Origin of the sequence: Microbacterium sp. NPDC059771 (assembly GCF_042732495.1) — a bacterium.
GTDB lineage: Bacteria > Actinomycetota > Actinomycetes > Actinomycetales > Microbacteriaceae > Microbacterium > Microbacterium sufflavum.
The window spans coordinates 2384587-2409252 of record NZ_JBHWHK010000001.1 but is presented as its reverse complement, the minus strand read 5'-3'; the positions used below and the strand labels follow the sequence as shown (position 1 = coordinate 2409252).

Here is a 24666-nt window from a genome sequence, read left to right as displayed (position 1 = left end):
CGGTGTCACTCTCCCGTCTCGGGCGGACCGAGCTTCTCCCAGCCATCCGTGATGACTCGACCGTACAGGAGATCTGGATCCAATCTGCGCAGCTCCTCGGCGAGGCACTCGCGCAGCGTGCGCCGCGGCAGGTGGAGGTCGTGGTTGGGCTGGTCCGGCTGCGTGAGCACGGCGATGCCGGGCGAGGGACGCTCCAGCAGGATGTCACCGGACTCACGCGTCAGACGCACGGACTTGATGCCCTCCTGCCACTCCTCCGGGCTCTCGTACGACCACCGCACCGGCACGTCCAGCGCCATCTGCAGCCACGCGGCGAGCAGAGCCGTGGAGGGGGAGGCGGCGGCCCCGCGCACCTCGACGGCGGTGATGGTCTCGTACGGCGGCTGATCCAGCACGGCGGCCAGCTGCTCGCGCCAGTGCGTGAGCCGCGTCCACGCGAGGTCGGTGTCGCCGGGCGCGTGCGTGCGGCCGAGCAGCGCGAGCCGGTCGCGCACATCGGGCGAGGTCGCGGCGTCGGTGATCCGGCGCTGCGCGATGCGGCCGAGCGGGGAGGACGACGGCGACGCCGGAGCCTCCTCCGGCCACCACGCCACGACGGGTGCGTCGGGGAGCAGGAGCCCGGTGATCAGGCTCTCCTCGTTGCTGGCGGCGTCGCCGTAGGCGTGCAGCACCACGACCTCGCTGGCTCCGGCGTCTCCGCCCACACGGATCTGTGCGTCCAGGCGGGACTCGCCGTCTCCGGTCGTGAGCACGATCACGCGCATCGGGTGCTCACGCGAGGCGTCGTTGGCCGCGTCGATCGCGGCCTCCGCGACTCCGTTGCGCGCGGAGATGACGAGCGTCAGCACGCGTCCGAGGGCGACCGCGCCGCCCTCCTCGCGCACCTTGACGAGCTGCTTCGCGACCTGGCTGACGGTCGTGTCGGGAAGGTCGATGATCACGGGCGTCTCCAGACTCGTCCGTCGCGGGCCAGCAGGTCGTCGGCGGACGCCGGGCCCCACGATCCCGGAGCGTACTGCTCCACCGGGCCGCCCTGGGCCGCCCAGTACTTCTCCACCGGGTCGAGGATCTTCCAGGAGAGCTCGACCTCCTCGTGCCGCGGGAAGAGCGGCGGGTCTCCGAGCAGCACGTCCAGGATGAGCCGCTCGTACGCCTCCGGGCTCGCCTCCGTGAAGGCGTGGCCGTAGCCGAAGTCCATCGTGACGTCGCGCACGTTCGAGCCTGTGCCGGGGACCTTCGAGCCGAACCGGATCGTGACACCCTCATCGGGCTGCACGCGGATGACGAGCGCGTTCTGTCCGAGCTCGGAGGCGTTGCCCCGGCCGAAGAGGTGCTGCGGTGCCCGGTTGAACACGACGGCGATCTCGGTCACGCGACGGCCGAGGCGCTTGCCGGTGCGCAGGTAGAACGGCACGCCCGCCCAGCGTCGCGTGTCGATCTCCAGCTTGATGGCCGCGTAGGTCTCGGTCGTGGACTCGGGGTTCATGCCCTCCTCGTCGAGGAAGCCGGTCACCTTCTCGCCGCCCTGCCAGCCACCGGCGTACTGCCCGCGGGCCGTCGCGAGCGACAGGTCCTCCGGCACGTGCACGGCGGCGAGCACCTTCTCCTTCTCGGCGCGCAGATGCTCCGCCGACAGGCTGATCGGCTCCTCCATCGCGGTGAGCGCCAGCAACTGCAGGAGGTGGTTCTGGATCACGTCACGGGCCGCCCCGATGCCGTCGTAGTACCCCGCGCGTCCCCCGACGCCGATGTCCTCGGCCATCGTGATCTGCACGTGGTCCACGTAGTTGCGGTTCCAGATCGGCTCGTACAGCTCATTGGCGAAGCGCAGCGCCAGGATGTTCTGGACCGTCTCCTTGCCGAGGTAGTGGTCGATGCGGAAGATCGAGTCGGCCGGGAACGCGACCTCCAGCGCCGCGTTCAGCGCGCGGGCCGACTCGAGGTCGTGCCCGAACGGCTTCTCGATGACCACACGCCGCCACCGCTCATCGTCGTCGGCGTCCTGCCCGACGAGCCCGGAGTCCTTGAGCTGCTTCGCCACCAGCGGGAAGTCCTTCGGCGGGATCGACAGGTAGAACGCGTGGTTGCCCATCGTGCCGCGTTCCACGTCGAGACGCTCGACGGTCTCCCTGAGCTTGCGGAAGGAGTCCGGGTTGTCGAACTCGCCGGACACGAAGCGGATGCCCTGCAACAGCTGCGCCCAGGTCTCCTCGCGGAACGGCGTCCTGGCGTGCTCCTTCACCGCGTCGTACACGACCTGCGCGAAGTCCTGGTCCTCCCAGTCGCGTCGGGCGAACCCGACCAGAGCGAACCCGGGGGGCAGCAGGCCGCGGTTGGCGAGGTCGTACACCGCGGGCATGAGTTTCTTGCGCGACAGGTCTCCCGTGACGCCGAAGATCACGAGGGCGCTGGGCCCCGCGATCCGGTTGAGCCGGCGATCGTCGGGGTCGCGCAGCGGGTTGTGCCCGCGCGAGAGGGGAACAGTCATCGGTGGGGGCTTCTCCTGCTGTTACTTCTGTGCGGCTTCGAAGAGGGTGAGCACGTCGTCGGACGACTCCGTGATCGTCAGCGAGACGACGGGACGCCCGTGCTCCGCGAGCACGCCCGCGTCGCCGGCGGCCTGCGCCTGGATGAGCTGACCGAACGTGAACGGCCGACCGGGGATCTCGAGGTCGACGTCGGTGCGCTCCAGGATCTGCAGGAACACCCCCTGCGCCGGGCCGCCCTTGTGGTACTGGCCGGTCGAGTGCAGGAAGCGCGGGCCCCAGCCGAACGTGGTCGGACGACCGGAGTCGGCGGCGACCAGCTCGCGCAGGCCCTGCAGCTGCGGCACCTCGAGACGGTTGACGTACGCCTGGATCGACACGTAGCCGTCGGCGGGCAGCTGCGCCCACAGCGCGTCGAGCACGCCCTCGACCGTGCCGGAGGCCGCGAGAGCCGGGTCCGACACGCGCACCTCGACGCCGTTCTCCACGAACGCGGGGGCGGTGGGCTCGGGCCGGGCGTCGAGGAGGCCGCGCGCGGCCACCTTCGCCGACTCGACGTCGGGCTGGTCGAACGGGTTGATGCCGAGCAGGTGCCCGGCGATGGCGGTGGCGTACTCCCAGACGATGAACTGCGCGCCGAGCGTGCCGCTGACGAGGATCTCACCTTCGTGGCGCTCGTGCAGGTGGAACTCGTTCGCGTCGTCGACCAGTCGCACGATCTGCAGGTCGGCGGGCACGGGGTCGAGCTCGGGGGAGACGGGGAGCAGCACGACCGGGAGGATGCCGGTTCCCTCCTTGCCCGTGGACTCGGCGATGAGCTGCTCGATCCAGTCGGGCAGGCCCTTGATGTGGGTGCCGTCCGTGATCAGACCCAGCTTGTCGCGGCGCGGGGTGGTCGCGGCGATGGCCGCGCCCAGGCGCAGGGCCGGGTTCTCGGCGGAGTCGACGGCGACCTCGAGCAGCGAGGCCTCGGCCTCGTTCAGCAGCTCGTCGATATCGACGCCCGCGAGGCCGGACGGCACCAGGCCGAACGCGGTCAGCGCGGAGTAGCGGCCGCCCACGTTCGGGTCGGCGTTGAACACGCGGTACCCGGCTTCGCGCGCGGAGGCGTCGAGCGGCGAGCCCGGGTCGGTGACGACGACGATGCGCTCGGTCGGGTCGATGCCGAGGTCGCGGAACGCCGCCTCGAACGTGCGACGCTGCGAGTCGGTCTCGACCGTGGACCCGGACTTCGACGACACCACGAGCACGGTCTCGGCGAGGCCCTCGTCGAGCGCGGCCAGCACCTGGCCGGGCGCCGTGGAGTCGAGGATCGTGAGGGGGACCCCCGAGGTCTGTGCGATCACCTCGGGCGCGAGCGACGACCCGCCCATGCCGGCGAGCACGACGCGCGTGACTCCCTTCGCGGCGAGCTCCTCGCGCAGGGCGACGATCTCGGCGACGAGCGGCCGGGAGACGGAGACCGCCTCGACCCACCCGAGCCGGATCGAGGCCTCGGCCTCGGCCGCCGGACCCCACAGCGTGGTGTCGCCGCTCGTGATGCGCGAGGCGACCAGGTCGTGGACGAGGCTCGGGACGGTCTCCTCGATCGCGGCGCGCGCGGCGCCCGAGGCGTGGATCGCGAAGGTCATCGCTGTGCCTCCAGTGCCTCGGCGACCTGGGTGAGCAGGTCGTGCCACGAATCGATGAACTTGGCGACGCCCTCGTCCTCGAGCACCTGGGTGACGTCGGTGAAGTCGATGCCGACCTCTTCCAGCCCGGCGAAGACCTGACGGGCCTCGTCGTAGCCGCCGGTGATGGTGTCGCCGGTGACGACGCCGTGGTCGAAGGTGGCCTCGAGGGTCTTCTCCGGCATGGTGTTGACGACGCCGGGGGCGACGAGCTCGGTGACGTAGAGGGTGTCGGGCAGCGCAGGGTCCTTCACGCCGGTCGACGCCCACAGCGGACGCTGGGCGTTCGCCCCCGCCGCGAGGAGGGCCTTCGCCCGGTCGGTCTCGAAGCTCTGCTCGAACAGCTCGTAGGCCAGGCGGGCGTTGGCCAGGCCGGCCTTGCTCTTGAGGGCCTCGGCGGCGTCGGTCCCGATCGCGGTGAGGCGCTTGTCGGTCTCGGTGTCCACGCGGGAGACGAAGAACGACGCGACGGAGTGGACGGTCGACAGGTCGACACCGGCGTCCTTCGCGCGCTCCAGGCCCGTCAGGTAGGCGTCGATGACCTCGGCGTACCGCTCCAGGCTGAAGATCAGGGTCACGTTGACGCTGATGCCGTGCGCGATCGCCTCGGTGATCGCCGGGAGGCCGGCCTTGGTCGCCGGGATCTTCACGAGCAGGTTCGGGCGGTCGATCTTCGCCCACAGCTCCTTCGCCTGCGCGACGGTGCCGTCGGTGTCATGCGCGAGGTCGGGGGAGACCTCGATGGACACGCGGCCGTCCACGTGACCGGACTGCTCCCACACCGGGCGGAAGATGTCGAGCGCGGCACCCACATCCTGCGTGGTGGCCGCGAACACGGCCTCCTCCGCCGAGGCGCCGGACGCGGCGAGCTCGGTGACCTGCGCGTCGTACGACGTGTCGTTCTTGTCGGTGATCGCGTTGGCGAAGATCGTCGGGTTCGTGGTGACGCCGACGACGTTGCGCGACGAGATCAGCTCCGCGAGGTTGCCGGAGGAGATGCGGGTGCGCGAGAGGTCGTCGAGCCAGATGCTGACGCCGGCCTCGGCGAGCTGTGCGGTGGGGGTGCTCATGCGTTCTCCTTGATGGTCTCGCGGGCGGCCGCGACGACGGCCTCGGTGGTGATGCCGAACTTCTCGAAGAGGGTCTTGTAGTCGGCGGAGGCGCCGAAGTGGTCGATGCCGACCGAACGACCGCGGTCGCCGACGATGCCGCGCCACGTGAGCACGGAGCCGGCCTCGACCGACACCCGCGCCGTGACCGACGACGGCAGCACGCTCTCGCGGTACGCCTCGTCCTGCTCCGCGAACCACTCGAGCGACGGGGCCGAGACGACGCGCACGTTCACGCCCTCCTCGGCGAGGGCCGCGCGGGCGTTCACCGCGAGCTGCACCTCGGATCCGGTGGCGACGATGATGACGTCGGGCGTGCCGTTCGGGGCCTCGGCGAGCACGTACGCACCCTTGACGGCCTGAGCGGCGGAGGCGAACGTGTCGCCGGAGGCCTCGCCCTCGCCGCGCTCGAACACCGGGATGTTCTGTCGCGTCAGGGCGATGCCGGCGGGGCCCTCGTGGCGGCGGAGGATCTCCAGCCAGACGGCGGCGGTCTCGTTCGCGTCGGCGGGGCGCACGACGGCGAGGTTCGGGATCGCGCGCAGCGTGGCGAGCTGCTCGATGGGCTGGTGGGTGGGTCCGTCCTCACCGAGGGCGACGGAGTCGTGCGTCCAGACGAAGATGCTCGGCACGTTCATCAGAGCGGCCAGACGCACCGAGGGTCGCATGTAGTCGCTGAAGATGAGGAAGGTGCCGCCGAACGCGCGCGTCGGCCCGTGCAGCACGATGCCGTTCACGATCGCGCCCATCGCGTGCTCGCGGATGCCGAAGTGCAGCACGCGGCCGTAGGGGGTGCCCGACCACTCGTGCGTCGACCACTCCTCGGGGATGAACGACGCCGCGTCCTTGATCGTGGTGAGGTTGGACTCGGCGAGGTCGGCGGACCCGCCCCAGAGCTCGGGCAGCTGTGCGGCGAGGGCGTTGATGACCTGGCCGGACGCGGCGCGGGTCGAGACGTCCTTGCCGGCCTCGAACACGGGCAGCGCGTCGGCGATGTCGGCGGGGAGCTCGCGGGCCTCAACGCGGTCGAGCAGCGCCTTGCGCTCCGGGTTCGCCTCGGCCCAGGCGTCGAACGACTTCTGCCAGGCGGCGCGCTCCTCGGCCGCGCGCTCGGCCAGGCCGCGCGTGTGGGCGATCACGTCGTCGGCCACCACGAACGTCTGCTCCGGGTCGAACCCGAGGACCTTCTTGGTCGCGGCGAGCTCGTCCGCACCCAGGGCGGAGCCGTGGATCTTGCCGGTGTTCTGCTTGCCGGGCGAGGGCCAGCCGATGATGGTCTTGAGGATGATGAGCGAGGGCTTGTCGGACTCGCCCTTCGCGGCCTCGATGGCGGCGTAGAGCTCGGCGACGTCTTCGACGTACTCGCCCGTCTTCTTCCAGTCGACCGTCTGCACGTGCCAGCCGTAGGAGGCGTAGCGGGCGGCGACATCCTCCGTGAACGCGACGTTGGTGTCGTCCTCGATGGAGATCTGGTTGGAGTCGTAGATCGCGATGAGGTTGCCCAGCTGCTGGTGGCCCGCGAGCGACGAGGCCTCGCTGGTCACGCCCTCCTGCAGGTCGCCGTCACCGGCGATCACGTAGACGAAGTGGTCGAACGGGCTCGTGCCCGCCGCGGCCTCCGGATCGAACAGCCCACGCTCGTAGCGGGCGGCGTACGCGAAGCCCACGGCGGAGGCGAGGCCCTGCCCGAGCGGACCCGTCGTGATCTCCACGCCCTTCGTGTGTCCGTACTCGGGGTGGCCGGGGGTCTTCGATCCCCACGTGCGCAGCGCCTTGAGGTCATCGAGCTCCAGGCCGAAGCCGCCGAGGTAGAGCTGCACGTACTGCGTGAGGGACGAGTGTCCGACGGAGAGGATGAACCGGTCGCGGCCGAGCCAGTCGGTGTCGGCGGGGTCGTGCCGCAGGACGCGCTGGTACAGCAGATACGCCGCGGGAGCCAGGCTCATCGCCGTGCCGGGGTGGCCGTTGCCGACCTTCTCGACCGCATCGGCCGCCAGGATCCGGGCGGTGTCCACCGCGCGTCGATCGATCTCGTCCCACTGCAATTCCGACACGTTCATGCCCTTTCCGACAGTTTCGAGGGCGCCCGTATTCCTTGGCGCATCCGCAACTTCCCTGGCGCATTCCGCACCGCCTCGAGGACGGGTGGGGGTGTGCGCAGCATCGGGCGCGCGAGTGCCTTCAGCATAGCGGTGACGGTGGATCCGATCGGTGGCCGGGGGGCACGGAAGGCGTCATCGCGTGTCATACACTGGAGAGGTTGTCCCGTAACGCGCGCGGAGGAGGCGATCGAGATCTCGACGATGTCTGATCAGACCGTACGGAAGTCGTCCATCGGTCGCACGGTGAGCGCTTACGTGACGCTGACGAAGCCCCGAGTCCTCGAACTCCTCCTCGTCTCGACCGTCCCGGTGATGTTCCTCGCCCAGGGCGGTCTCCCGAACCTCTGGCTGGTCCTCGCGACCGTCATCGGCGGATCCATGAGCGCCGGCTCGGCCGGGGCCTTCAACATGTATCTCGACCGCGACATCGACGCGCACATGCACCGCACGGAGAACCGTCCGCTGGTCACGGGCGAGGTGAGCCCGCGCGGCGCGCTGATCTTCTCCTGGACTCTCGCGATCGTGTCCACCGTCTGGCTCTGGTTCACCACCAACTGGCTCACCGCAGTGCTCTCGGCCTCGGCCATCTTCTTCTACGTCGTGATCTACACGATGATCCTCAAGCGCCGCACCGAGCAGAACATCATCTGGGGCGGCATCGCGGGCTGCTTCCCCGTGCTCATCGGCTGGTCGGCCGTCACGGGCTCTCTCGACTGGCCGGCGTTCATCCTGTTCCTGCTGGTCTTCCTGTGGACGCCGCCGCACTACTGGCCGCTGTCGATGAAGTACAAGGACGACTACGAGGACGTCGACGTCCCGATGCTCGGCGTCACGCGCAACGCCTCGCAGGTCGGCCTCCAGGTGATCCTCTACGCGTGGGCGACCGTCGCGTGCTCGCTGCTGCTGGTGCCGATCGCGAACATGGGTCTCGTCTACACGGTGTCCGCGCTGGTCTTCGGCGGCTGGTTCATCTACGAGTCGCACCGCCTGTACAACCAGGCGGTGCGGGGGACCGAGGCGCGGCCGATGCGAGTCTTCCACGCCTCGATCACCTACTTGACGCTGATCTTCGTGGCCGTCGCGGTCGACCCGCTGCTGCCGTTCTGATCCGCAGCGTCCTCCGACGCCGCGGACGCTGACGCGTCGTCCGCCGGCGTGTTGGCGGCGTCCGTGGTCGCCGTCGCATCCTGATCGGTCGCGGACCCGGTCGCGGCGATGACCTCGTTGGGGGACGGCTCATCCATTCCGGCGTCGAGCGCGACGGGCACGGCCGGGACGAGTGCCCGCGCCGCCACGAGGCCGAGGGCGAGGAGCAGGCCGATCAGGCCGGCGCCGAGCACCGCGGCTCCGACCACCACGAGCGACTGGCCGACGTAGACCTCCACCCCCGTGGCCGTGCCATCGAGCAGGGTGCTCGTCATGGTGCCGATCTGGCCGGCGATGAGCCATCCGCCGACGCCGATCGCGGCGAGGGACACGATGAGGAGAATCCAGAATCCGATGCTTCTGGTCAGTGTTCTGTGCATGCCGACCAGGCTGACCGATGCCCTGATGAGGCCCCGGTGCGCACGCTATGGATCGTCTGTGCGGCTCAGCGCCCGGTGAGCGCCGGGGCGGGTTCCTCGGCCGCGACGTCCGTCCGCACCGGGCGCTTCAGGTGCAGCACGACCACGGTGTACGTCGCGGCCGACAGCGAGGCGAGCACCATGTGGATGCCGACCAGGATCGGCGGCAGCCCCTCGCGCGCCTGCCACACCCCGACGCCGACCTGCACCAGGATCGCGAGCACGAGCACGAGCAGCCAGCGGCGGGGCTCCAGGCGGAGTGCCCAGGCGGTGATCGTGAGGAACAGCACCAGGGCGGCCAGCACGTAGCCGGGCCAGGAGTGCACGTGCGCGAGGATGGTCGCGTCGAAGCCGTGGCGCAGCACGTCCGCATCACCCGAGTGCGGCCCGGAGCCGGTGGTGAGGACGCCGAACAGGATCGTCACCGCGAGCGCGAGTCCTGTCACATGCGTGACGATCGCGAACCAGCTCGGCACGGCGCGTTCGCGGGGCCCCGGTGCGGTCTTGAGGCGCACGAGGAACGCGGCCGTGACGCATACGAGAAGCAACGACGAGGTGTAGTGGAAGCCCACGATGAAGGGGTTCAGCCCGGTCAGGACCGTGATGCCTCCGACGAGGGCCTGAGCCACCACACCGATCAGCACGAGCCACGCCAGGAGCACGAGGTCGCGACGCGTGGCCGTGGTGCGGACGGAGTGGACGGCGGCCGCGATGACGGCGAGCAGCAGCACGCCGGAAGCGATCGGCGAGGCGGGGAAGTGGAAGGGGAAGGCGATCGCGAAGGCGATGCCGGCCGCGACGATGCCGCCGAGCGCGAACCACAGCGCCTTCGTGACCGCGCGACGCCCGTTCACCGTGTACAGGACGAGCAGCACGACGGTGAGCGCGATGATGCCGACGACGCCCGTCATCAGGCGGTTGCCGAACTCGATGATGCCGTGCACCCCCTGCACTTCGAGGATGGGCACGAGCGACTCGGGCGTGCACAGCGGCCAGTCGGAACAGCCGAGGCCGGAGCCGGTCAGACGCACCGCGCCGCCGGTGCCGATGATGATCGTCTCGCTGACGAACGAGAGCCACGCGAAGACGGTCAGCGCCTTCGCCCACCCGCGGGATCGCGGAACGGGGGTCGTCCGAGTCGTCGGAGGGGTGGTGATGGTCGTCTCGGGCATGAGTCCTCCGGCTCGTCGGCGACGTGGCGCGCGGCCCGTCCGCCAGGCGGAACCTGTAGAATCGGATTGTTGCGATGAGCGCTGACCGCGCTGAAGCATCGTCAACAGTTTAGGCGCGATGGAAGCGCCGATGATGAGGGCCCACCAACGGCACCCGCTCCCGCAGACTCGACGGGGATCAGGTGTGTCGGGGCGGATGACACCGTTTGGGACCTGTGAGGAGAGTGTTGCATGTCGGATGTGCTGATCGACCGCCCGGAGCTTGACGGTCTGGGGGTGTACGAGTTCGGCTGGCACGATGAGGACGCCGCGGGTGCCGTGGCGAAACGCGGCATCTCCGAAGAGGTGGTCCGCGGGATCTCTGCCCTCAAGAACGAGCCCGAGTGGATGCTGAAGACCCGTCTGAAGGGGTATCAGCTCTTCGGTCGCAAGCCGATGCCGACGTGGGGCGCCGACCTCAGCGACATCGACTTCGACAACATCAAGTACTTCGTCCGCTCCACCGAGAAGCAGGCGCAGAGCTGGGAGGACCTCCCCGAGGAGATCCGCGAGACGTACGAGCGCCTGGGCATCCCCGAGGCAGAGCGCCAGCGCCTCGTGGCCGGCGTCGCCGCGCAGTACGAATCCGAGGTCGTGTACCACCAGATCCGCGAGGACCTCGAGGCCCAGGGCGTCATCTTCATGGACACCGACACGGCGCTGCGCGAGCACCCCGAGTTCTTCGAGGAGTACTTCGGCACGGTCATCCCGGCTGGCGACAACAAGTTCGCCGCACTCAACACGGCCGTGTGGTCGGGCGGCTCGTTCGTCTACGTCCCGAAGGGCGTGCACGTCGAGATCCCGCTGCAGGCGTACTTCCGCATCAACACCGAGAACATGGGCCAGTTCGAGCGGACCCTGATCATCGCCGACGAGGACAGCTACGTCCACTACATCGAGGGCTGCACGGCTCCGATCTACAAGTCCGACTCGCTGCACTCGGCCGTGGTCGAGATCATCGTGAAGAAGAACGCCCGCGTGCGCTACACGACGATCCAGAACTGGTCGAACAACGTCTACAACCTGGTCACCAAGCGCGCCGTGGCACACGAGGGCGCGACCATGGAGTGGGTCGACGGCAACATCGGCTCCAAGGTGACGATGAAGTACCCGTCGATCTACCTGATGGGCGAGCACGCGAAGGGCGAGACCCTCTCGGTCGCCTTCGCCGGTCCCGGTCAGCACCAGGACGCGGGCGCCAAGATGATCCACATGGCGCCGTACACGCAGTCGTCGATCGTCTCGAAGTCGATCGCCCGCGGCGGCGGTCGCGCCGGCTACCGCGGTGAGGTCCGCGTCGACGCCAACGCCCACCACTCGGCGAACACCGTCCGTTGCGACGCGCTGCTCGTGGACACGAAGTCGCGCTCCGACACCTACCCGGCGATCGACATCCGCGTCGACGACGTGCAGCTCGGCCACGAGGCCACGGTCTCGAAGGTCAGCGAGGAGCAGCTCTTCTACCTCCAGTCCCGCGGCATGCCCGAGGACGAGGCGATGGCGATGATCGTGCGCGGCTTCATCGAGCCGATCGCGCGCGAGCTGCCGATGGAGTACGCGATGGAACTGAACAAGCTCATCGAGATGGGCATGGAAGGATCGGTCGGCTAAATGGCGGCCTCGACGACAGCGCCCACGGAGGCGCAGCACACGAACGCGCACATCGACCCGGCCGCCCAGGTCGCCGACGCCGGATTCGTCCCGGTGCAGACGCGCTCCGAGCGCCCGCACTCGTACGACCCGGACGACTTCGGCGCCCCCAGCGGCCGTGAGGTCAACTGGAAGCACACGCCGGTCGCGCAGCTGACGCCGCTGTTCCAGACGGCAGAGGCGAACGACGGCGTCGCGTACGCCTTCAGCTCCGGCGGGCAGTACGTGGCAGGACCGCTCGCCATCGGCGCCGCTCCGCGCGGCGAGGTCTTCCTCCCCGAGGACATCACGGCCGCCGTCGCCTGGCAGGGTGCGAGCGAGGCGGTGCACGTGCGCATCCCGCGTGAGGAGGAGGTCGCCGAGCCGATCTTCATCTCCGTCACGGGTACGGGTGCCGACCGCCGCGCCGACGCCCACATCGTGATCGAGGCGCTGGAGCACAGCGTCGCGACCGTGGTGCTGCAGCACAAGGGTTCCGCGCAGTACGCGCAGAACGTGGAGATCATCGTCCGCGATGGCGCGAAGCTCACCGTGGTCACGGTGCAGCAATGGGAGGACGACGCGGTGCACGCGGCCGCGCACCAGGCCCGCGTCGGCTCCGACGCCACGCTCAAGCATTTCGTGGTGAGCTTCGGCGGCGGCCTCGTGCGCGTGAACCCGAGCGTCGAGCTCGCGGGCGCGGGTTCCGAGGGCTACCTCTACGGGCTGTCGTACGCCGACGCCGGGCAGCACCTGGAGAGCCAGGTCTACCTGCACCACAAGGGCCCGCACACCACGGGCGACGTGCTGTACAAGGGCGCCCTGCAGGGCGCGAGCGCGCACAGTGTGTGGATCGGCGACGTGCTGATCGGCGCCGACGCCACGGGCACCGACTCGTACGAGGCGAACCGCAACCTGGTGCTCACCGAGGGGGCGCGCGCCGACTCGATCCCGAACCTCGAGATCGAGACGGGCGACATCGTCGGCGCGGGCCACGCGAGTGCGACCGGTCGCTTCGACGACGAGCAGCTCTTCTACCTGCAGGCCCGCGGCATCCCGGAGGAGGAGGCGCGGCGTCTCGTCGTGCTCGGCTTCCTCACCGACATCGTGCTGCGCCTCGGTATCCCGACGCTCGAGGCGGAGCTGCTCGCCGCCATCGAGGCCGAGCTCGCCGAGGTGGACGCGTGACCGCCGAGCGCGTCTGCGCGGTCTCCGACCTGGAGCAGGACACCCCGCTCCGCGTCGAGCCGGGCGGCGTGCCCATCACGGTGATCAAGGACGGCGATGGCGTGATCCACGCCATCGGCGACACCTGCACGCACGGCGACATCTCGCTGTCCGAGGGCTTCGTGGAAGGCGACACGGTGGAGTGCTGGGCTCACGGCTCGGCCTTCTCCCTGATCACCGGCAAGCCCCAGAACCTCCCCGCTTACGAGCCCGTCCCGGTCTATGTCGTCGAGATCGACGGCGACGACGTGCTCATCGATCCTGCTGTGACGAAGGAAGTCTGAAGAATGTCTGTTCTCGAGATCCGCGACCTGCACGTGACGGTCGAGACCGAGGCGGGGACCACCCCGATCCTCAACGGAATCACCCTCACCATGAACACCGGTGAGACCCACGCCATCATGGGCCCCAACGGCTCGGGCAAGTCGACCCTGGCCTACACGATCGCCGGTCACCCGAAGTACACGGTGACCTCCGGCTCGATCACGTTCGACGGTGAGGACGTGCTGGCGATGAGCGTCGACGAGCGCGCCCGCGCCGGGCTCTTCCTCGCGATGCAGTACCCGGTGGAGATCCCCGGCGTCACCGTGACGAACTTCCTGCGCACGGCGAAGACCGCGCTCGACGGCGAGGCGCCCTCGATCCGCCAGTGGACCAAGGACGTCAAGGAGTCCATGGCGAACCTGCGCATGGACCCGAAGTTCGCGCAGCGCAACGTCAACGAGGGCTTCTCCGGCGGCGAGAAGAAGCGCCACGAGATCCTGCAGCTCGAGGTGCTCAAGCCGAAGTTCGCCGTGCTCGACGAGACCGACTCGGGTCTCGACGTCGACGCGCTGAAGATCGTGTCCGAGGGCGTGAACCGTGCCAAGGAGTCCACGGGACTCGGCGTGCTCCTGATCACGCACTACACCCGGATCCTGCGGTACATTCGCCCCGACTTCGTGCACGTCGTCGTCGCGGGCAAGATCGTCGAAGAGGGCGGGCCCGAGCTCGCCGACCGGCTGGAGAACGAGGGCTACGACCGGTTCCTCGACCCTTCCGCCCCGATCGAGGCGTAGGCTGAGCCGTATGACAGCGACCCTCACGGATGAGAAGTACGACGCGGTCACCGAGGCGCTCAAGGACGTCATGGACCCGGAGCTCGGGATCAACGTCGTCGACCTCGGCCTCATCTACGACCTCGCCTGGGATGACGAGAACGATGCTCTCGTCATCCACATGACGTTGACCAGCGCGGGCTGCCCGCTGACCGACGTCCTCGAAGACCAGACCGCGCAGGCTCTCGACAACGTCGTGGACCGGTTCCGCATCAACTGGGTGTGGATGCCGCCGTGGGGTCCGGAGCGGATCACGGACGACGGGCGCGACATGATGCGCGCGCTGGGATTCGCAATCTGACGCTGAAGACAGTGATGCACGACGGAGCGGGCGCGGAGACGCGCCCGCTTCGCTGACTCCGCGGTGAGGCGGGGACGAGAACTCGGGAGATCGAATGTTGCATGTTCAGGCCCTGTCCCTGGCGGAACTCCGTGAGCGCAGCAGCGAGAAGTGGCGCGAGTACCCCGCCGATGTGCTTCCGCTCTTCGTCGCCGAGACCGACTTCCCCCTCGCCCCCGCGATCACCGCGGCCCTGCACCGTGCGGTCGAGCGTGGCGACACGGGGTACATCGCCTCGAAGACGCCGCTGGCCGAGGCGTTCGCGGGCTTCGCGCGCCGCCGTTACGACTGGGCGGTGGATCCCGCTCGCACTCGCAGCACGGCCGACGTGAGCATGGGCATCGTGGAGATCCTGCGCCGCGTGACGCAGCCGGGGGAGCGGGTCGTCGTCACCCCGCCCGTGTACCCGCCGTTCTACGACCTCGTGGAGGAGGCCGGTGCGGAGGTGCTGCGGGTGCCGCTGCGCGACACGGGCACGGGGTGGGAGCTCGACCTCGACGGGATCCGCGGGGCGTTCGACGACGGTGCGACCGCGATCCTGCTGTGCAACCCGCACAACCCGACCGGCACGGTGCACGACCGAGACGCCCTCGCCGCGCTGGCGGAGATCGCTGCCGAGTACGGCGCCGCCGTCGTGTCCGACGAGATCCACGCGCCGCTCGCCCAGCCGGGGACCGGGTTCACGCCCTTCCTCGCGGCGAGCGAGACGGCCGCACGCGTCGGCTATGCGGTCGTGAGCGCCAGCAAGGCGTTCAACCTCGCCGGCCTGAAGTGTGCGCTGATGGTCACGGCCGACGACGACACCAGCGCCGTGGTGCGAGGGCTCCCCGTGGAGGTCGAGTGGCGCACCGGTCAGTTCGGTCTGCTCGCCTCGGTCGCAGCGTTCGCGGAGGAGAGCGATGCGTGGCTGGACGGGCTGCTCGACACGCTCGACCAGAACCGTGTGCTCCTGGAGGACCTGCTGGCGCGGCATCTTCCCGGTGCCCGCTACCGGATCCCGGACGCGGGCTACCTGGCCTGGATCGACCTGTCGGCTCTGGGCTGGGGCGACAACCCCGCGCGGCGGATCCTGCGGGATGCGAAGGTCGCCCTGCACTTCGGCCCGGCGTTCGGCACCGAGGGAGCGGGCCACGTGCGACTGAACTTCGGGACGAGCCCGGAGATCCTGACGGAGGCCGTCGAGCGGATCGCCGCGCTCGTGGAGCGATGACCGCGCCGCAGCCCGTCGCATCGATCTGGGATCGCGGCCGAATCTGGGTGACGGTGGGCGCGGTCGCGCTCATCTTCCTCGCCGCGATCGAGGCGCTCGCGGTCACCACGGTCATGCCGATCGTGAGTGCGGCGCTCGACGGTGAGGCGCTGTTCGCCGTCGCGTTCGCCGGCACCCTTGCGACGAGCGTGATCGGGATGGTCGCGACCGGTGCCTGGTCCGACGCGCGCGGGCCGCGCGGCGCGCTGTACGTGGCGGTGGCGCTGTTCATCGTCGGCCTGCTGATCTCGGGCTTCGCGACGTCGATGCCGCAGTTCCTGATCGGTCGGCTCGTGCAGGGGCTCGGCACCGGCGGTCAGACGGTCGCGCTGTACGTCGTGGTCGCGCGGCTCTACCCGCCGGAGCTGCACGGGCGCGTGTTCGCGGCGTTCGCGGCCGCCTGGGTCGTCCCGTCGATGGTGGGGCCGTTCCTCGCGGGAGCGGTCGCGGAGTACCTGCACTGGCGCTGGGCGTTCCTGGGCGTCGCGGTGCTCACCGCGATCGCCTTCCTGATGATCGCGGTCCGGCTGCGTGGTGTCGACCTGGGCGGCGGTGAACCCCAGGACCGGCGTGCGCTGCGCCTCCGCCTGCTGCTGGCCGTCGTGGTGGCGGCGCTGGCGGTGGTGATCGGCGTCTCGGCCGAGCTCGACCACGGGGTGCGCTGGCCGGTCGCCGTGGCCGCGATCCTCGGGATCGGCGTCGCGGTGCTGCCGCTGCTCCCCGCCCGTACCCTTCACGCGGGAGCCGGGTTGCCCAGCGTCGTGCTGATGCGCGGCGTGGCGGCCGGCGCGTTTTTCGCGGCGGAGGCCTACATCCCCTACCTGCTCATCCGGAAGTACGACTTCACCGCCACGTGGGCGGGGGTGGCGCTCATGCTCGCCGCGTTCGCGTGGGCTGGAGCCTCGGCGCTGCAGGGGCGCTACGGCGAGCGGCTGGGCAACCGCCGCATCACGCTGCTGAGCCTCGGAGCCCTCCTGGTGGCGATGCTGGCGGTGCTCGCGGCGGCCGTGTTCCCGGTGTCGCCCGTCGTGGTGATCCTCGGGTGGGCGTTCGCGGGTGGCGGCATGGGGCTGCTGTATCCGCGCCTGACGGTGCTCACGCTGGCCTACTCGGACGAGTCGAACCAGGGGTTCAACTCCTCGGCGCTGTCGATCTCCGACGCGACGGGGTCCGCGGTCGCGATCGCGGTCGCGGGGCTCGCCGTGGCCACCCTCGGCGGCGGTCCTGGTGCCTTCGGCGTGGTGTTCGCGTTCGGTCTCGGTCTCGTGCTGCTGGCGCTCGTGCCGGGTCTCAGGCTCGGGCACGCCGCGGAGCCCGCAGTGCGCTGACCTCGCCCGCGAGCGCCCGCACGCCCAGGTCGAACGCGCGGTCGAGACCCGCCGTCACGTCGATCTCGTCCGAGGGTGGCAGGGCGCCGTGGCTGTCGGCGTGCATGCGCTGCTGCACGAGCGTCGCGTGGCCGAGGACGAAGTGAAGGATCGCGGTCGCGCGGGTTTCGGGATCGTCGGCGCCGTCGCTCCGCAGCGCGGCGATGAGCGCGTCGAGCGCGTGCGCCGAGCCGAGCTGGAGCGCGTAGGTGCTCAGCACGAGCTCGGCGCCGTCGCGGTGGGCGAACAGAGCATCCCGCAGGCCGCGGGCGGTGGCGAGGACGCCGGTGGTTCCGCGGGGGACGCTCGCGGTGATGCGGTCGGCGAGATCGGCGAGCAGCTCCTGCTTGCTCGCGAAGTGCCAGTAGAGAGCACTGGGCTGCACGTCGAGCCGCGCGGCGATGCGCCGCATCGAGAGGTCGGCCAGACCGACCTCGTCGAGCAGGGCGAGAGCGCTGCGGGCGACGCTGTCGCGGTCGTGTCGGGCCGGATTGGGCTCGGGGGTCATGACCCCACTATAGTGAACGGCGTTCAGGTGAACGGTGTTCAGGAGGTGGGAGTGCGCGAGCAGCGTCGGGCCGAGGAAGCCGCCGCATCGATCGTGCTGGAGCACGTGCGGGTGGAGGTCGACGGCCGGGCGATCCTCGATGACGTGAGCCTCGACCTCACGGCACGACGCATCGCCGTGATCGGAGCGAACGGCTCGGGAAAGTCGACGTTCGCGCGTGTGCTGGACGGCCTGGTCGTGCCGACGGCGGGCACTGCGGTCGTGCACGGGCTCGACGTGGTGCGCGACACGCGGGAGCTCCGACGCCGCGTCGGCTTCGTGTTCACGGATCCCGACGCGCAGATCCTCATGCCGACGCCCGCGGAAGATCTCGCCCTGTCGCTGCGGGGCCTCCCGCGCGCGGAGGTCGACCGACGCGTGCGCGAGACCCTCGCGGTGCATGGGCTCGAGGCGCACGCGGACGTGCCGGCGTTGTCGCTGTCCGGCGGGCAGAAGCAGCTGCTCGCGCTGGCGGCCGTGCTCGTGACCGAGCCGCGGCTGCTCGTGGCCGACGAGCCGACCACGCTTCTCGACCGGCGCAACGCCCGGCGCATCGCGGAGCTGCTGATGGCGCAGGAGGCGCAGGTCGTGGTGGCCACGCACGACCTCGACCTGGCCGCGCGCTGCGACCTGGCCGTGCTGTTCGAGGGCGGGCGAGCCGTGGCCGTGGGTCACCCGGATGCGGTGATCGACGAGTACTGCCGGGTGTCCGCGTGATCTCGCTCTACCGCCCCGGCACGAGCGTGCTGCATCGCCTGCCGGCGGGGGTGAAGCTCGCGGGGCTCGTGCTCTGCGCGCTCGGTCTGACCCTGCTTCCGCCGCAGCCCGTCGTCGTGAGCGTGGCCCTCGCCGCCACGGTCGTGCTCTATCCGCTCGGAGGGCAGAGTCCGCGCACGCTGCTCGTCGAACTGTGGCGGTTGCGATGGATCCTCCTCGTGCTGGGGGTGATGCTGGCGGTGTTCGTCTCGCCGATCGCCGCGTGGGTCGGCGCCAGTCGGGTCGCGGCGCTGCTGCTCGTCGCCGCACTGGTGACGATGACCACCCGGATGTCCGACCTGCTCGATGTGCTGCAGACGGTGCTGCGGCCGCTGCGTCGCTGGGGTGTCGATCCGGAGGTCGTCGCGCTGACGCTGTCGCTCACGCTCACGATGGTGCCGGTGGTCGCGGCGTTCGTCCACCGGCTCCGTGAGGCCGAGCGCGCTCGAGGGGTGCGCCTAGGGCCGCGCGCGGCGGTGCCGCTCCTCGTGCTCACCCTCCGGCACGCCGACCGGGTGGGCGACGCCCTCGCCGCGCGCGGCGTGGCCTGAGCCTCACCCGACCGCGAGCGCTGGCACCGGTTCGGCCGCCCTGGCGAGGCGCAGCGCGGCCATCAGCAGGGCCACGGCCACGACCGCGGTCGTGACGGACGTGCCCACGACCAGCAGCAGCACCACGCCGCCGAGCCCGAGCAGCCCGGCCGAGACCAGCCGCCCGGACGATCGGGTGCCCGTCGGCGCCGGCTGTCGTTCGAAGCGGTCGACGGCGACGGCCACCCCTGCGGTCAGGGCCAGCGCCGACAGCAGCCACAGCGGGCGTGTCAGCCACCACTCCGGGCCGTCGAGCGCCGGGAGAGCGGCACCGGTGCCGAGGGCGACGACTGCGGTCACGCCGGCCATCGCCAGCAGCACGGGCATGTGCCACAGGTAGATCGTCATCGTGCGGCGGGTGACGAATCGCGTGAACGCGGCCGCCGCGGCGGTGCTGCTCGCCCGGGCGATCCGCTCGCGGTGCAGGGACAGCAGGCCCGTGTGGACCACGCCGACCAGCAGGAGCGCGGCGGTGGGCGGGTTGATGTTGGCGATGAGGTCGGGGGAGTACACGCCGGCGATGAAGAGCACGGTGAGGAGCACTCCGGCGCCCGCGGTGACGGCGACCCGGGTGCGGCGGGCGAGGGCGTCGATGCGCCCGTCGGCGAGGAAGAATCCGAGCTGCTGCAGCGTGAGCCAGACGAAGGCGAGGTTGAGGAACCCCAGTCCTGCCACGCCGGTCACGCCGCGTAGCGCATCCACCGCGACTGAGGCGGCCGCGAGCGCTCCGATCGTGCGCAGCGGAGCACGCTCGTGGAGGGCCGCCAGGGCGGGCAGCAGCAGCTGGCACAGCAGGAAGACCCCGAGGAACCACAGGGGCTGCCCGTAGCGGAAGCCCGCGACCGCGATCAGCTCGGCCGGGACGCCGAGGAGCGTCAGGACGGCCAGTGCCACGCCGACCGCGGCGACCGTGATGACTGCGGGACGCAGCAGCCGGTGTACCCGTGCGGTCAGGAAGTCGAGGGTGCTCGCGCCCCTCGCCCGCAGCCGACGGGAGGCGAGCAGCCCGGAGAACCCTCCGATCACGAAGAACAGCGGCATGACCTGCAGCACCCAGCTGAGCGGTGCGATCCATCCCGTGCCGTCGCTCGCGTTCTCGAACACCGGGGCGCCGTCGGCCACCGTGACGCCCACCATGATGGCGTGCAGCACCACCACGCCGAGCACGCAGAGCGCGCGGATGAAGTCGATGCCGGTGTCGCGTCGTGCGGACGGCGCGGGCGGGGGAGCGGCGGCGGGCAGCGCCTGGACGATGGCCATGGGTCCTCCTCGGAACGGTGTCCTCGGAGGCTAGGGACGGGGTGTCCGCGGCGGCATCACCCTGCGGTGTCGATCAGACCCCTACCGTGGGGGGAGTCAGGACGACGGCTCGACCAGGCCCGTGTCGTAGGCGAGGATCACCGCGTGCACGCGGTCGCGCAGGCCGAGCTTGGACAGCACCTTGCCCACGTGCGTCTTCACGGTCTGCTCCGCGATGAAGAGGTCCGTGGCGATCTCGGAGTTCGACCGGCCGCGACCGATCAGCACCAGCACCTCGCGCTCGCGATCGGTCAGCTCCGCCAGCACGGTCGCGGAGCGGGGGGCGCGCGGGCGTCGTCCGGCGAACTGCTCGATCATGCGGCGGGTGACGCTCGGAGCCAGCAGGGCGTCGCCGCCCGCGACCACCCGCACCGCGTGCACGAGCTCCTCGGGCAGGGCGTCCTTGAGCAGGAAGCCGCTCGCGCCCGCCTCCAGCGCGTCGTAGACGTAGTCGTCGATGTCGAACGTCGTGAGCATCAGGATGCGCGGCACGTGAGCGGCGGGATACGACGTGCCGAGGATGCGGCGCGTGGCCTCGATGCCGTCGAGCTCCGGCATCCGCACGTCCATCAGGATCACGTCCGGATCGAGCCGTGCAGACAGCGCCACGGCCTCGGCGCCGTTCGCGGCCTGTCCGGCCACGCGGATCCCGTCGTGGGCGTCGAGAAGGGCGGCGAAACCCGCACGGACCATCGCCTGGTCGTCGGCGATGAGCACGCTGATCGTCACGGGGTCTCCTCGTCTGCTGCGGCCGGTGGGGCTGCCGTCATGCCGTGGTCGGCGGTGGTCGGGGTCGAGCCGTTGGCCAGGGGAAGGGTCGCCTCGACGCGCCAGCCGCCGTCGTCCGTGGGGCCGGCGGAGAGGCTGCCGCCGAGGATCTCCGCGCGCTCGCGCATTCCCCGCAGCCCGTAGCCGCCGGGGTGGGCTTCCGGCGGTCGCGGCGGCGCGGCGTTCTGCACGACGAGCCGCAGCGCCGCCGAGTCCCCGTGCACGCGCACCGTGACACGGGCCCCCGGCGCGTGACGGACGGCGTTGCTCAGCGCCTCCTGCACGATGCGGAACGCGGCGATCTGCACGGTGGGCTCCGCGGCGGACGCGGCGTCCGCGCCCTCCATCACGAGCCCCACCTCGACGCCGGCGCGGCGGATGCTGTCCACGAGCGCGGGGATGTCGTCGAGACCCTGCTGCGGGGCGAGCTCGGCGTGCTGGTCCTCCGTGCGCAGCACCCCCAGCATGCGTCGCATCTCCGTGAGCGAGGTGCGGGCGGTCGCGGCGATGTCCTCGAACTCGGCCGTCGCGGCGTCGTCGAGCCCGGGCAGCCGGTACCGCGCGGTCGACGCCTGCACCTGGATGACCGACATGCTGTGCGCCACCACGTCGTGGAGCTCGCGTGCGATCCGCGTGCGCTCCTCGACGAGCGCGCGGCGCGACTCCTCCAGCGCGCTGTGCTCCCGCTCACGCGTGAGCTCCTGGGCCACGCGGACCCGTCCGGCGACGAGCACCGCGATGAGGTACATGGCCGCGGCGAGCGACGACGTCACGATGAGATCGGCGGTCGCACTCCCCGCTGACGCGTCGCTGGCGACCATGTCGACGCGCAGCAGCGGAGCCGTGAGCGACGTGAGGGCCCCGAGCACGAGGGCGACGGCTCCGAGGCGCGCGCCGTGCACGAAAGTCACGACGCCCACGAACAGGAGGAAGGTGAGCAGCGCGGGCACCGACCAGGGCCACGGCGACTGGATGGCCTGCGCGGGCACCACGAGGAGCGGCAGGGTGAAGGTCGCGGCGGTGAACAGCGCGATGGCCGTGCGCGGTCGGGCGAGGGCGACGAGCGGCGCTCCGCACAGCGCCGCGCCGACGAGGAACGTCAGCGGCAGGGGGGTGCCGGAGAGCACGGTCTGCAGGGGCACGAGCAGCGCGTAGAGCACGACGACCGCCGCATACAGCGCCGCGAGGGCGGTGGTGCGGCGGTTCATCCGCGGCGCGCGCGGGGGTCGGGCTCGGCGGCGTGCCATGACTCTCATCCTGCCAGGTGGGCCACGGGCGCACGGCGACGACGGGCGGCGGCGATCCGGTCGACCACGACACCGATCACCAGGGCCACGCCGATGCCGAGCAGGGCGCTGAGCAGGGGCTGGTCCTTGATCCATGCACCGGCGAGCAGCCCGATCGCGAGGCTGAAGATGCTCCAGCTCGCGCCCGCGATGAGGCTCAGCGGCAGGAACCGGCGCCAGGGGAAGCCCAGCGCACCCGCGGACATGTTCACCGCGACGCGACCGACGGGGATGTACCGCGCGCCGAGGATGAGCGTGGCGCTGCGTCGATCGAGCGCGCGCTGGGCGTATGCGAAGGCCGTGACCACCCTCGGCCGCCGCATCCAGGCGAATCGTGAGGTGCCCAGCCGGCGTCCGATCAGGAAGGCGAGGTTGTCGCCGATGGCGGCACCGACCGCCGCGACGAGCCCCAGGAGAAGCAGGTTTCCGTCGCCGGTGGATGCGGCGACGGCGGCCGCGGCGACGAGCACGGTCTCGCTCGGCACGGGCGGGAAGAACCCGTCGATCACCGTGACGGCGAACAGCACCAGGTACAGCCAGGGGGAGGCGATCGCCTGCATGATGAGCTCGTTGAGGATGTCCACTCCTGCACGGTAGGCGGGCGGTCGCGCAGCGGGCATCCCTCTGCGGTATTCCGGCTCTCACTCTCGGGAGGGATCTTGCCGGGCGGTGAGGCTCTCCGGGCGGCATATACTGGGAGGCTGGCCGATCGGCCGCTCACCCACCCCGAAGGAACGGACGTCCGCTGTGCTTGCCGTGCACGACCTCGAGATCCGCGTTGGCGCGCGCCTGCTGATGGAGAACGTGTCGTTCCGCGTGGGCGACGGAGACAAGATCGGACTGGTCGGGCGCAACGGCGCCGGCAAGACCACGCTCACCAAGGTGCTCGCGGGGGATGTGCTGCCCTCCGGAGGCTCGGTCACCCGATCGGGTGAGCTCGGCTACCTGCCGCAGGACCCGCGTTCCGGGAACCCCGAAGACCTCGCGCGCACGCGCATCCTCGACGCGCGCGGCCTCGGTCAGCTGAACCTCGGCATGACGGAGGCGTCGCTCGCGATGGGCTCGGACGACCCGGCGGTCGCGGCGAAGGCCATGAAGCGCTACGCCACGCTCACGGAGCGGTTCGAGGCGCAGGGCGGGTACGCCGCGGAGGCGGAGGCCGCGTCGATCGCGCACAACCTCTCGCTGCCGGACCGCATCCTCGACCAGCCGCTCTCGACGCTGTCGGGCGGTCAGCGTCGGCGCATCGAGCTGGCGCGCATCCTGTTCTCCGACGCCGACACGATGATCCTCGACGAGCCGACCAACCACCTCGACGCCGACAGCGTCGTGTGGCTTCGTGAGTTCCTGAAGAACTACAAGGGCGGCCTGATCGTCATCAGCCACGACGTCGAGCTCGTGGGGGAGACCGTGAACCGCGTGTTCTATCTCGACGCGAACCGCCAGGTCATCGACATCTACAACATGAACTGGAAGAACTACCTGCGCCAGCGCGCCGCCGACGAGGAGCGCCGGAAGAAGGAGCGCGCGAACGCGGAGAAGAAGGCGACGACGCTGCAGCAGCAGGCCGCGCGCTTCGGCGCCAAGGCGTCGAAGGCCGCGGCCGCGCACCAGATGATCGCGCGCGCCGAGAAGCTGCTCGCCGGACTCGACGAGGTGCGGCAGGAGGACCGGGTCGCGAAGCTGCGGTTCCCGAAGCCTGCCCCCTGCGGCAAGACCCCGCTCATGGCGTCCGGGCTGTCGAAGTCCTACGGCTCGCTGGAGATCTTCACCGATGTCGACCTCGCGATCGACCGCGGCTCGAAGGTGGTCGTCCTCGGACTCAACGGCGCAGGGAAGACGACGCTGCTGCGGATGCTCGCCGGGGTCGACCAGCCCGACACGGGCCAGCTCGAGCCGGGGCACGGCCTCAAGGTGGGCTATTACGCGCAGGAGCACGAGAACCTCGACGTCTCCCGCTCGGTGCTGGAGAACATGGTCTCCGCCGCTCCGCACATCACCGAGACGGAGGCGCGCAAGGTGCTCGGCTCGTTCCTGTTCACCGGCGACGATGTCCTGAAGCCCGCCGGGGTGCTGTCCGGTGGGGAGAAGACCCGCCTCTCGCTCGCCACGCTCGTGGTCTCGTCGGCCAACCTGCTGCTGCTCGACGAGCCGACCAACAACCTCGACCCGGCGTCGCGCGAGGAGATCCTCGGGGCGCTCGCGCACTACGAGGGCGCCGTGGTGCTCGTGTCGCACGACCCCGGAGCGGTGCAGTCGCTCAACCCGGAGCGGGTGCTCATCCTCCCGGACGGCGTCGAGGACATCTGGAACCAGGAGTACCAGGAGCTCATCGAGCTCGCCTGACCCGGCGCGGCCCGAGCGACGG

At 70.6% G+C, this 24666-nt stretch carries 23 protein-coding genes; 11 read left to right on the top strand and 12 right to left on the bottom strand.

Annotation, left to right across the window (positions count from 1 at the left end; all coding sequences use genetic code 11):
- Positions 1–5: 5 nt before the first annotated feature.
- Genes ACFV3I_RS11495 through tkt form a run of 5 tightly spaced genes read right to left on the bottom strand, consistent with a single transcriptional unit; the run spans position 6 to position 7319 of the window.
- The gene (locus ACFV3I_RS11495) at positions 6–941 is read right to left on the bottom strand and encodes a glucose-6-phosphate dehydrogenase assembly protein OpcA (protein WP_136030148.1); all 936 of its coding nucleotides are present in this window, start codon (positions 939–941) and stop codon (positions 6–8) included.
- Positions 938–2488: a glucose-6-phosphate dehydrogenase gene (gene zwf / locus ACFV3I_RS11490; RefSeq protein WP_136030150.1), complete on the bottom strand. Its 1551-nt coding sequence runs from the start codon at positions 2486–2488 to the stop codon at positions 938–940. The genes ACFV3I_RS11495 and zwf overlap by 4 nt, the downstream gene beginning before the upstream one ends.
- Before the next feature lie 21 nt (positions 2489–2509).
- Positions 2510–4117 (bottom strand): glucose-6-phosphate isomerase, encoded by a 1608-nt coding sequence (locus ACFV3I_RS11485; RefSeq protein ID WP_378803747.1) that lies wholly within the window; start codon positions 4115–4117, stop codon positions 2510–2512.
- The gene (gene tal / locus ACFV3I_RS11480; protein WP_136030153.1) at positions 4114–5226 is read right to left on the bottom strand and encodes a transaldolase; all 1113 of its coding nucleotides are present in this window, start codon (positions 5224–5226) and stop codon (positions 4114–4116) included. Before tal ends, ACFV3I_RS11485 begins: the two co-directional genes overlap by 4 nt.
- Positions 5223–7319: a transketolase gene (gene tkt / locus ACFV3I_RS11475; RefSeq protein ID WP_247639004.1), complete on the bottom strand. Its 2097-nt coding sequence runs from the start codon at positions 7317–7319 to the stop codon at positions 5223–5225. The genes tal and tkt overlap by 4 nt, the downstream gene beginning before the upstream one ends.
- 249 nt (positions 7320–7568) lie before the next feature.
- Here tkt and ACFV3I_RS11470 point away from each other — a divergent pair, with 249 nt between their 5' ends.
- Positions 7569–8474 (top strand): heme o synthase, encoded by a 906-nt coding sequence (locus tag ACFV3I_RS11470; RefSeq protein ID WP_136030155.1) that lies wholly within the window; start codon positions 7569–7571, stop codon positions 8472–8474.
- On the opposite strand, the gene ACFV3I_RS11465 is transcribed toward ACFV3I_RS11470, so the two are convergent.
- Both ACFV3I_RS11465 and ACFV3I_RS11460 read right to left on the bottom strand, forming a co-directional pair.
- Positions 8420–8893 (bottom strand): hypothetical protein, encoded by a 474-nt coding sequence (locus ACFV3I_RS11465; RefSeq protein ID WP_206251155.1) that lies wholly within the window; start codon positions 8891–8893, stop codon positions 8420–8422. The genes ACFV3I_RS11470 and ACFV3I_RS11465 overlap by 55 nt on opposite strands.
- 65 nt (positions 8894–8958) lie before the next feature.
- The gene (locus tag ACFV3I_RS11460) at positions 8959–10104 is read right to left on the bottom strand and encodes a heme A synthase (RefSeq protein WP_206251156.1); all 1146 of its coding nucleotides are present in this window, start codon (positions 10102–10104) and stop codon (positions 8959–8961) included.
- A gap of 231 nt (positions 10105–10335) precedes the next feature.
- Between ACFV3I_RS11460 and sufB the strand changes: the two genes are divergently transcribed.
- The 7 genes from sufB (at position 10336) to ACFV3I_RS11425 (ending at position 17013) form a co-directional block, all read left to right on the top strand.
- Positions 10336–11754, top strand: a complete 1419-nt coding sequence (gene sufB, locus ACFV3I_RS11455; RefSeq protein ID WP_136030161.1) for a Fe-S cluster assembly protein SufB — start codon at positions 10336–10338, stop codon at positions 11752–11754.
- Positions 11755–12960, top strand: a complete 1206-nt coding sequence (sufD, locus tag ACFV3I_RS11450; RefSeq protein WP_136030163.1) for a Fe-S cluster assembly protein SufD — start codon at positions 11755–11757, stop codon at positions 12958–12960.
- The gene (locus tag ACFV3I_RS11445) at positions 12957–13283 is read left to right on the top strand and encodes a non-heme iron oxygenase ferredoxin subunit (protein WP_136030165.1); all 327 of its coding nucleotides are present in this window, start codon (positions 12957–12959) and stop codon (positions 13281–13283) included. The genes sufD and ACFV3I_RS11445 overlap by 4 nt, the downstream gene beginning before the upstream one ends.
- A 3-nt stretch (positions 13284–13286) precedes the next feature.
- A complete protein-coding gene (gene sufC / locus ACFV3I_RS11440) occupies positions 13287–14057 on the top strand; it encodes a Fe-S cluster assembly ATPase SufC (RefSeq protein WP_101845421.1) in 771 nt (256 codons plus the stop codon).
- Between the two features lie 10 nt (positions 14058–14067).
- On the top strand, positions 14068–14397 hold the full coding sequence (locus ACFV3I_RS11435) for a metal-sulfur cluster assembly factor (RefSeq protein WP_017202280.1): 330 nt from the start codon (positions 14068–14070) through the stop codon (positions 14395–14397).
- Between the two features lie 94 nt (positions 14398–14491).
- Positions 14492–15646 carry a MalY/PatB family protein gene (locus ACFV3I_RS11430; protein WP_136030167.1) on the top strand — a complete coding sequence of 385 codons (1155 nt, stop codon included), beginning with the start codon at positions 14492–14494 and terminating at the stop codon, positions 15644–15646.
- Positions 15643–17013, top strand: coding sequence for an MFS transporter (locus tag ACFV3I_RS11425; protein ID WP_247638990.1), 1371 nt, complete (start codon positions 15643–15645; stop codon positions 17011–17013). Before ACFV3I_RS11430 ends, ACFV3I_RS11425 begins: the two co-directional genes overlap by 4 nt.
- Here the strand turns inward: ACFV3I_RS11425 and ACFV3I_RS11420 are convergent.
- Entirely contained in the window at positions 16976–17560 is a 585-nt protein-coding gene (locus ACFV3I_RS11420) for a TetR family transcriptional regulator (protein WP_247638991.1), read from the bottom strand. The genes ACFV3I_RS11425 and ACFV3I_RS11420 overlap by 38 nt on opposite strands.
- Positions 17561–17611: 51 nt before the next feature.
- On the opposite strand from ACFV3I_RS11420, the gene ACFV3I_RS11415 reads away from it, so the two are divergent.
- Together ACFV3I_RS11415 and ACFV3I_RS11410 are read left to right on the top strand one after the other, a co-directional pair.
- Positions 17612–18316 (top strand): energy-coupling factor ABC transporter ATP-binding protein, encoded by a 705-nt coding sequence (locus ACFV3I_RS11415; protein WP_378822849.1) that lies wholly within the window; start codon positions 17612–17614, stop codon positions 18314–18316.
- Complete coding sequence (locus ACFV3I_RS11410) at positions 18313–18906, top strand: energy-coupling factor transporter transmembrane protein EcfT (protein ID WP_247638992.1); 594 nt, start codon at positions 18313–18315, stop codon at positions 18904–18906. The genes ACFV3I_RS11415 and ACFV3I_RS11410 overlap by 4 nt, the downstream gene beginning before the upstream one ends.
- 3 nt (positions 18907–18909) lie before the next feature.
- On the opposite strand, the gene ACFV3I_RS11405 is transcribed toward ACFV3I_RS11410, so the two are convergent.
- The 4 genes from ACFV3I_RS11405 to ACFV3I_RS11390 all read right to left on the bottom strand — a co-directional run bounded on the left by ACFV3I_RS11405 (position 18910) and on the right by ACFV3I_RS11390 (position 22882).
- Positions 18910–20205 carry an acyltransferase gene (locus ACFV3I_RS11405; protein WP_378822847.1) on the bottom strand — a complete coding sequence of 432 codons (1296 nt, stop codon included), beginning with the start codon at positions 20203–20205 and terminating at the stop codon, positions 18910–18912.
- A gap of 96 nt (positions 20206–20301) precedes the next feature.
- Entirely contained in the window at positions 20302–20973 is a 672-nt protein-coding gene (locus tag ACFV3I_RS11400) for a response regulator transcription factor (protein ID WP_136030177.1), read from the bottom strand.
- Positions 20970–22259, bottom strand: a complete 1290-nt coding sequence (locus ACFV3I_RS11395; protein WP_247638994.1) for a sensor histidine kinase — start codon at positions 22257–22259, stop codon at positions 20970–20972. Before ACFV3I_RS11395 ends, ACFV3I_RS11400 begins: the two co-directional genes overlap by 4 nt.
- 5 nt (positions 22260–22264) lie before the next feature.
- On the bottom strand, positions 22265–22882 hold the full coding sequence (locus tag ACFV3I_RS11390; protein WP_247638995.1) for a VTT domain-containing protein: 618 nt from the start codon (positions 22880–22882) through the stop codon (positions 22265–22267).
- Between the two features lie 163 nt (positions 22883–23045).
- On the opposite strand from ACFV3I_RS11390, the gene ACFV3I_RS11385 reads away from it, so the two are divergent.
- The gene (locus ACFV3I_RS11385; RefSeq protein ID WP_136030182.1) at positions 23046–24644 is read left to right on the top strand and encodes an ABC-F family ATP-binding cassette domain-containing protein; all 1599 of its coding nucleotides are present in this window, start codon (positions 23046–23048) and stop codon (positions 24642–24644) included.
- The last annotated feature ends 22 nt before the right edge of the window (positions 24645–24666 follow it).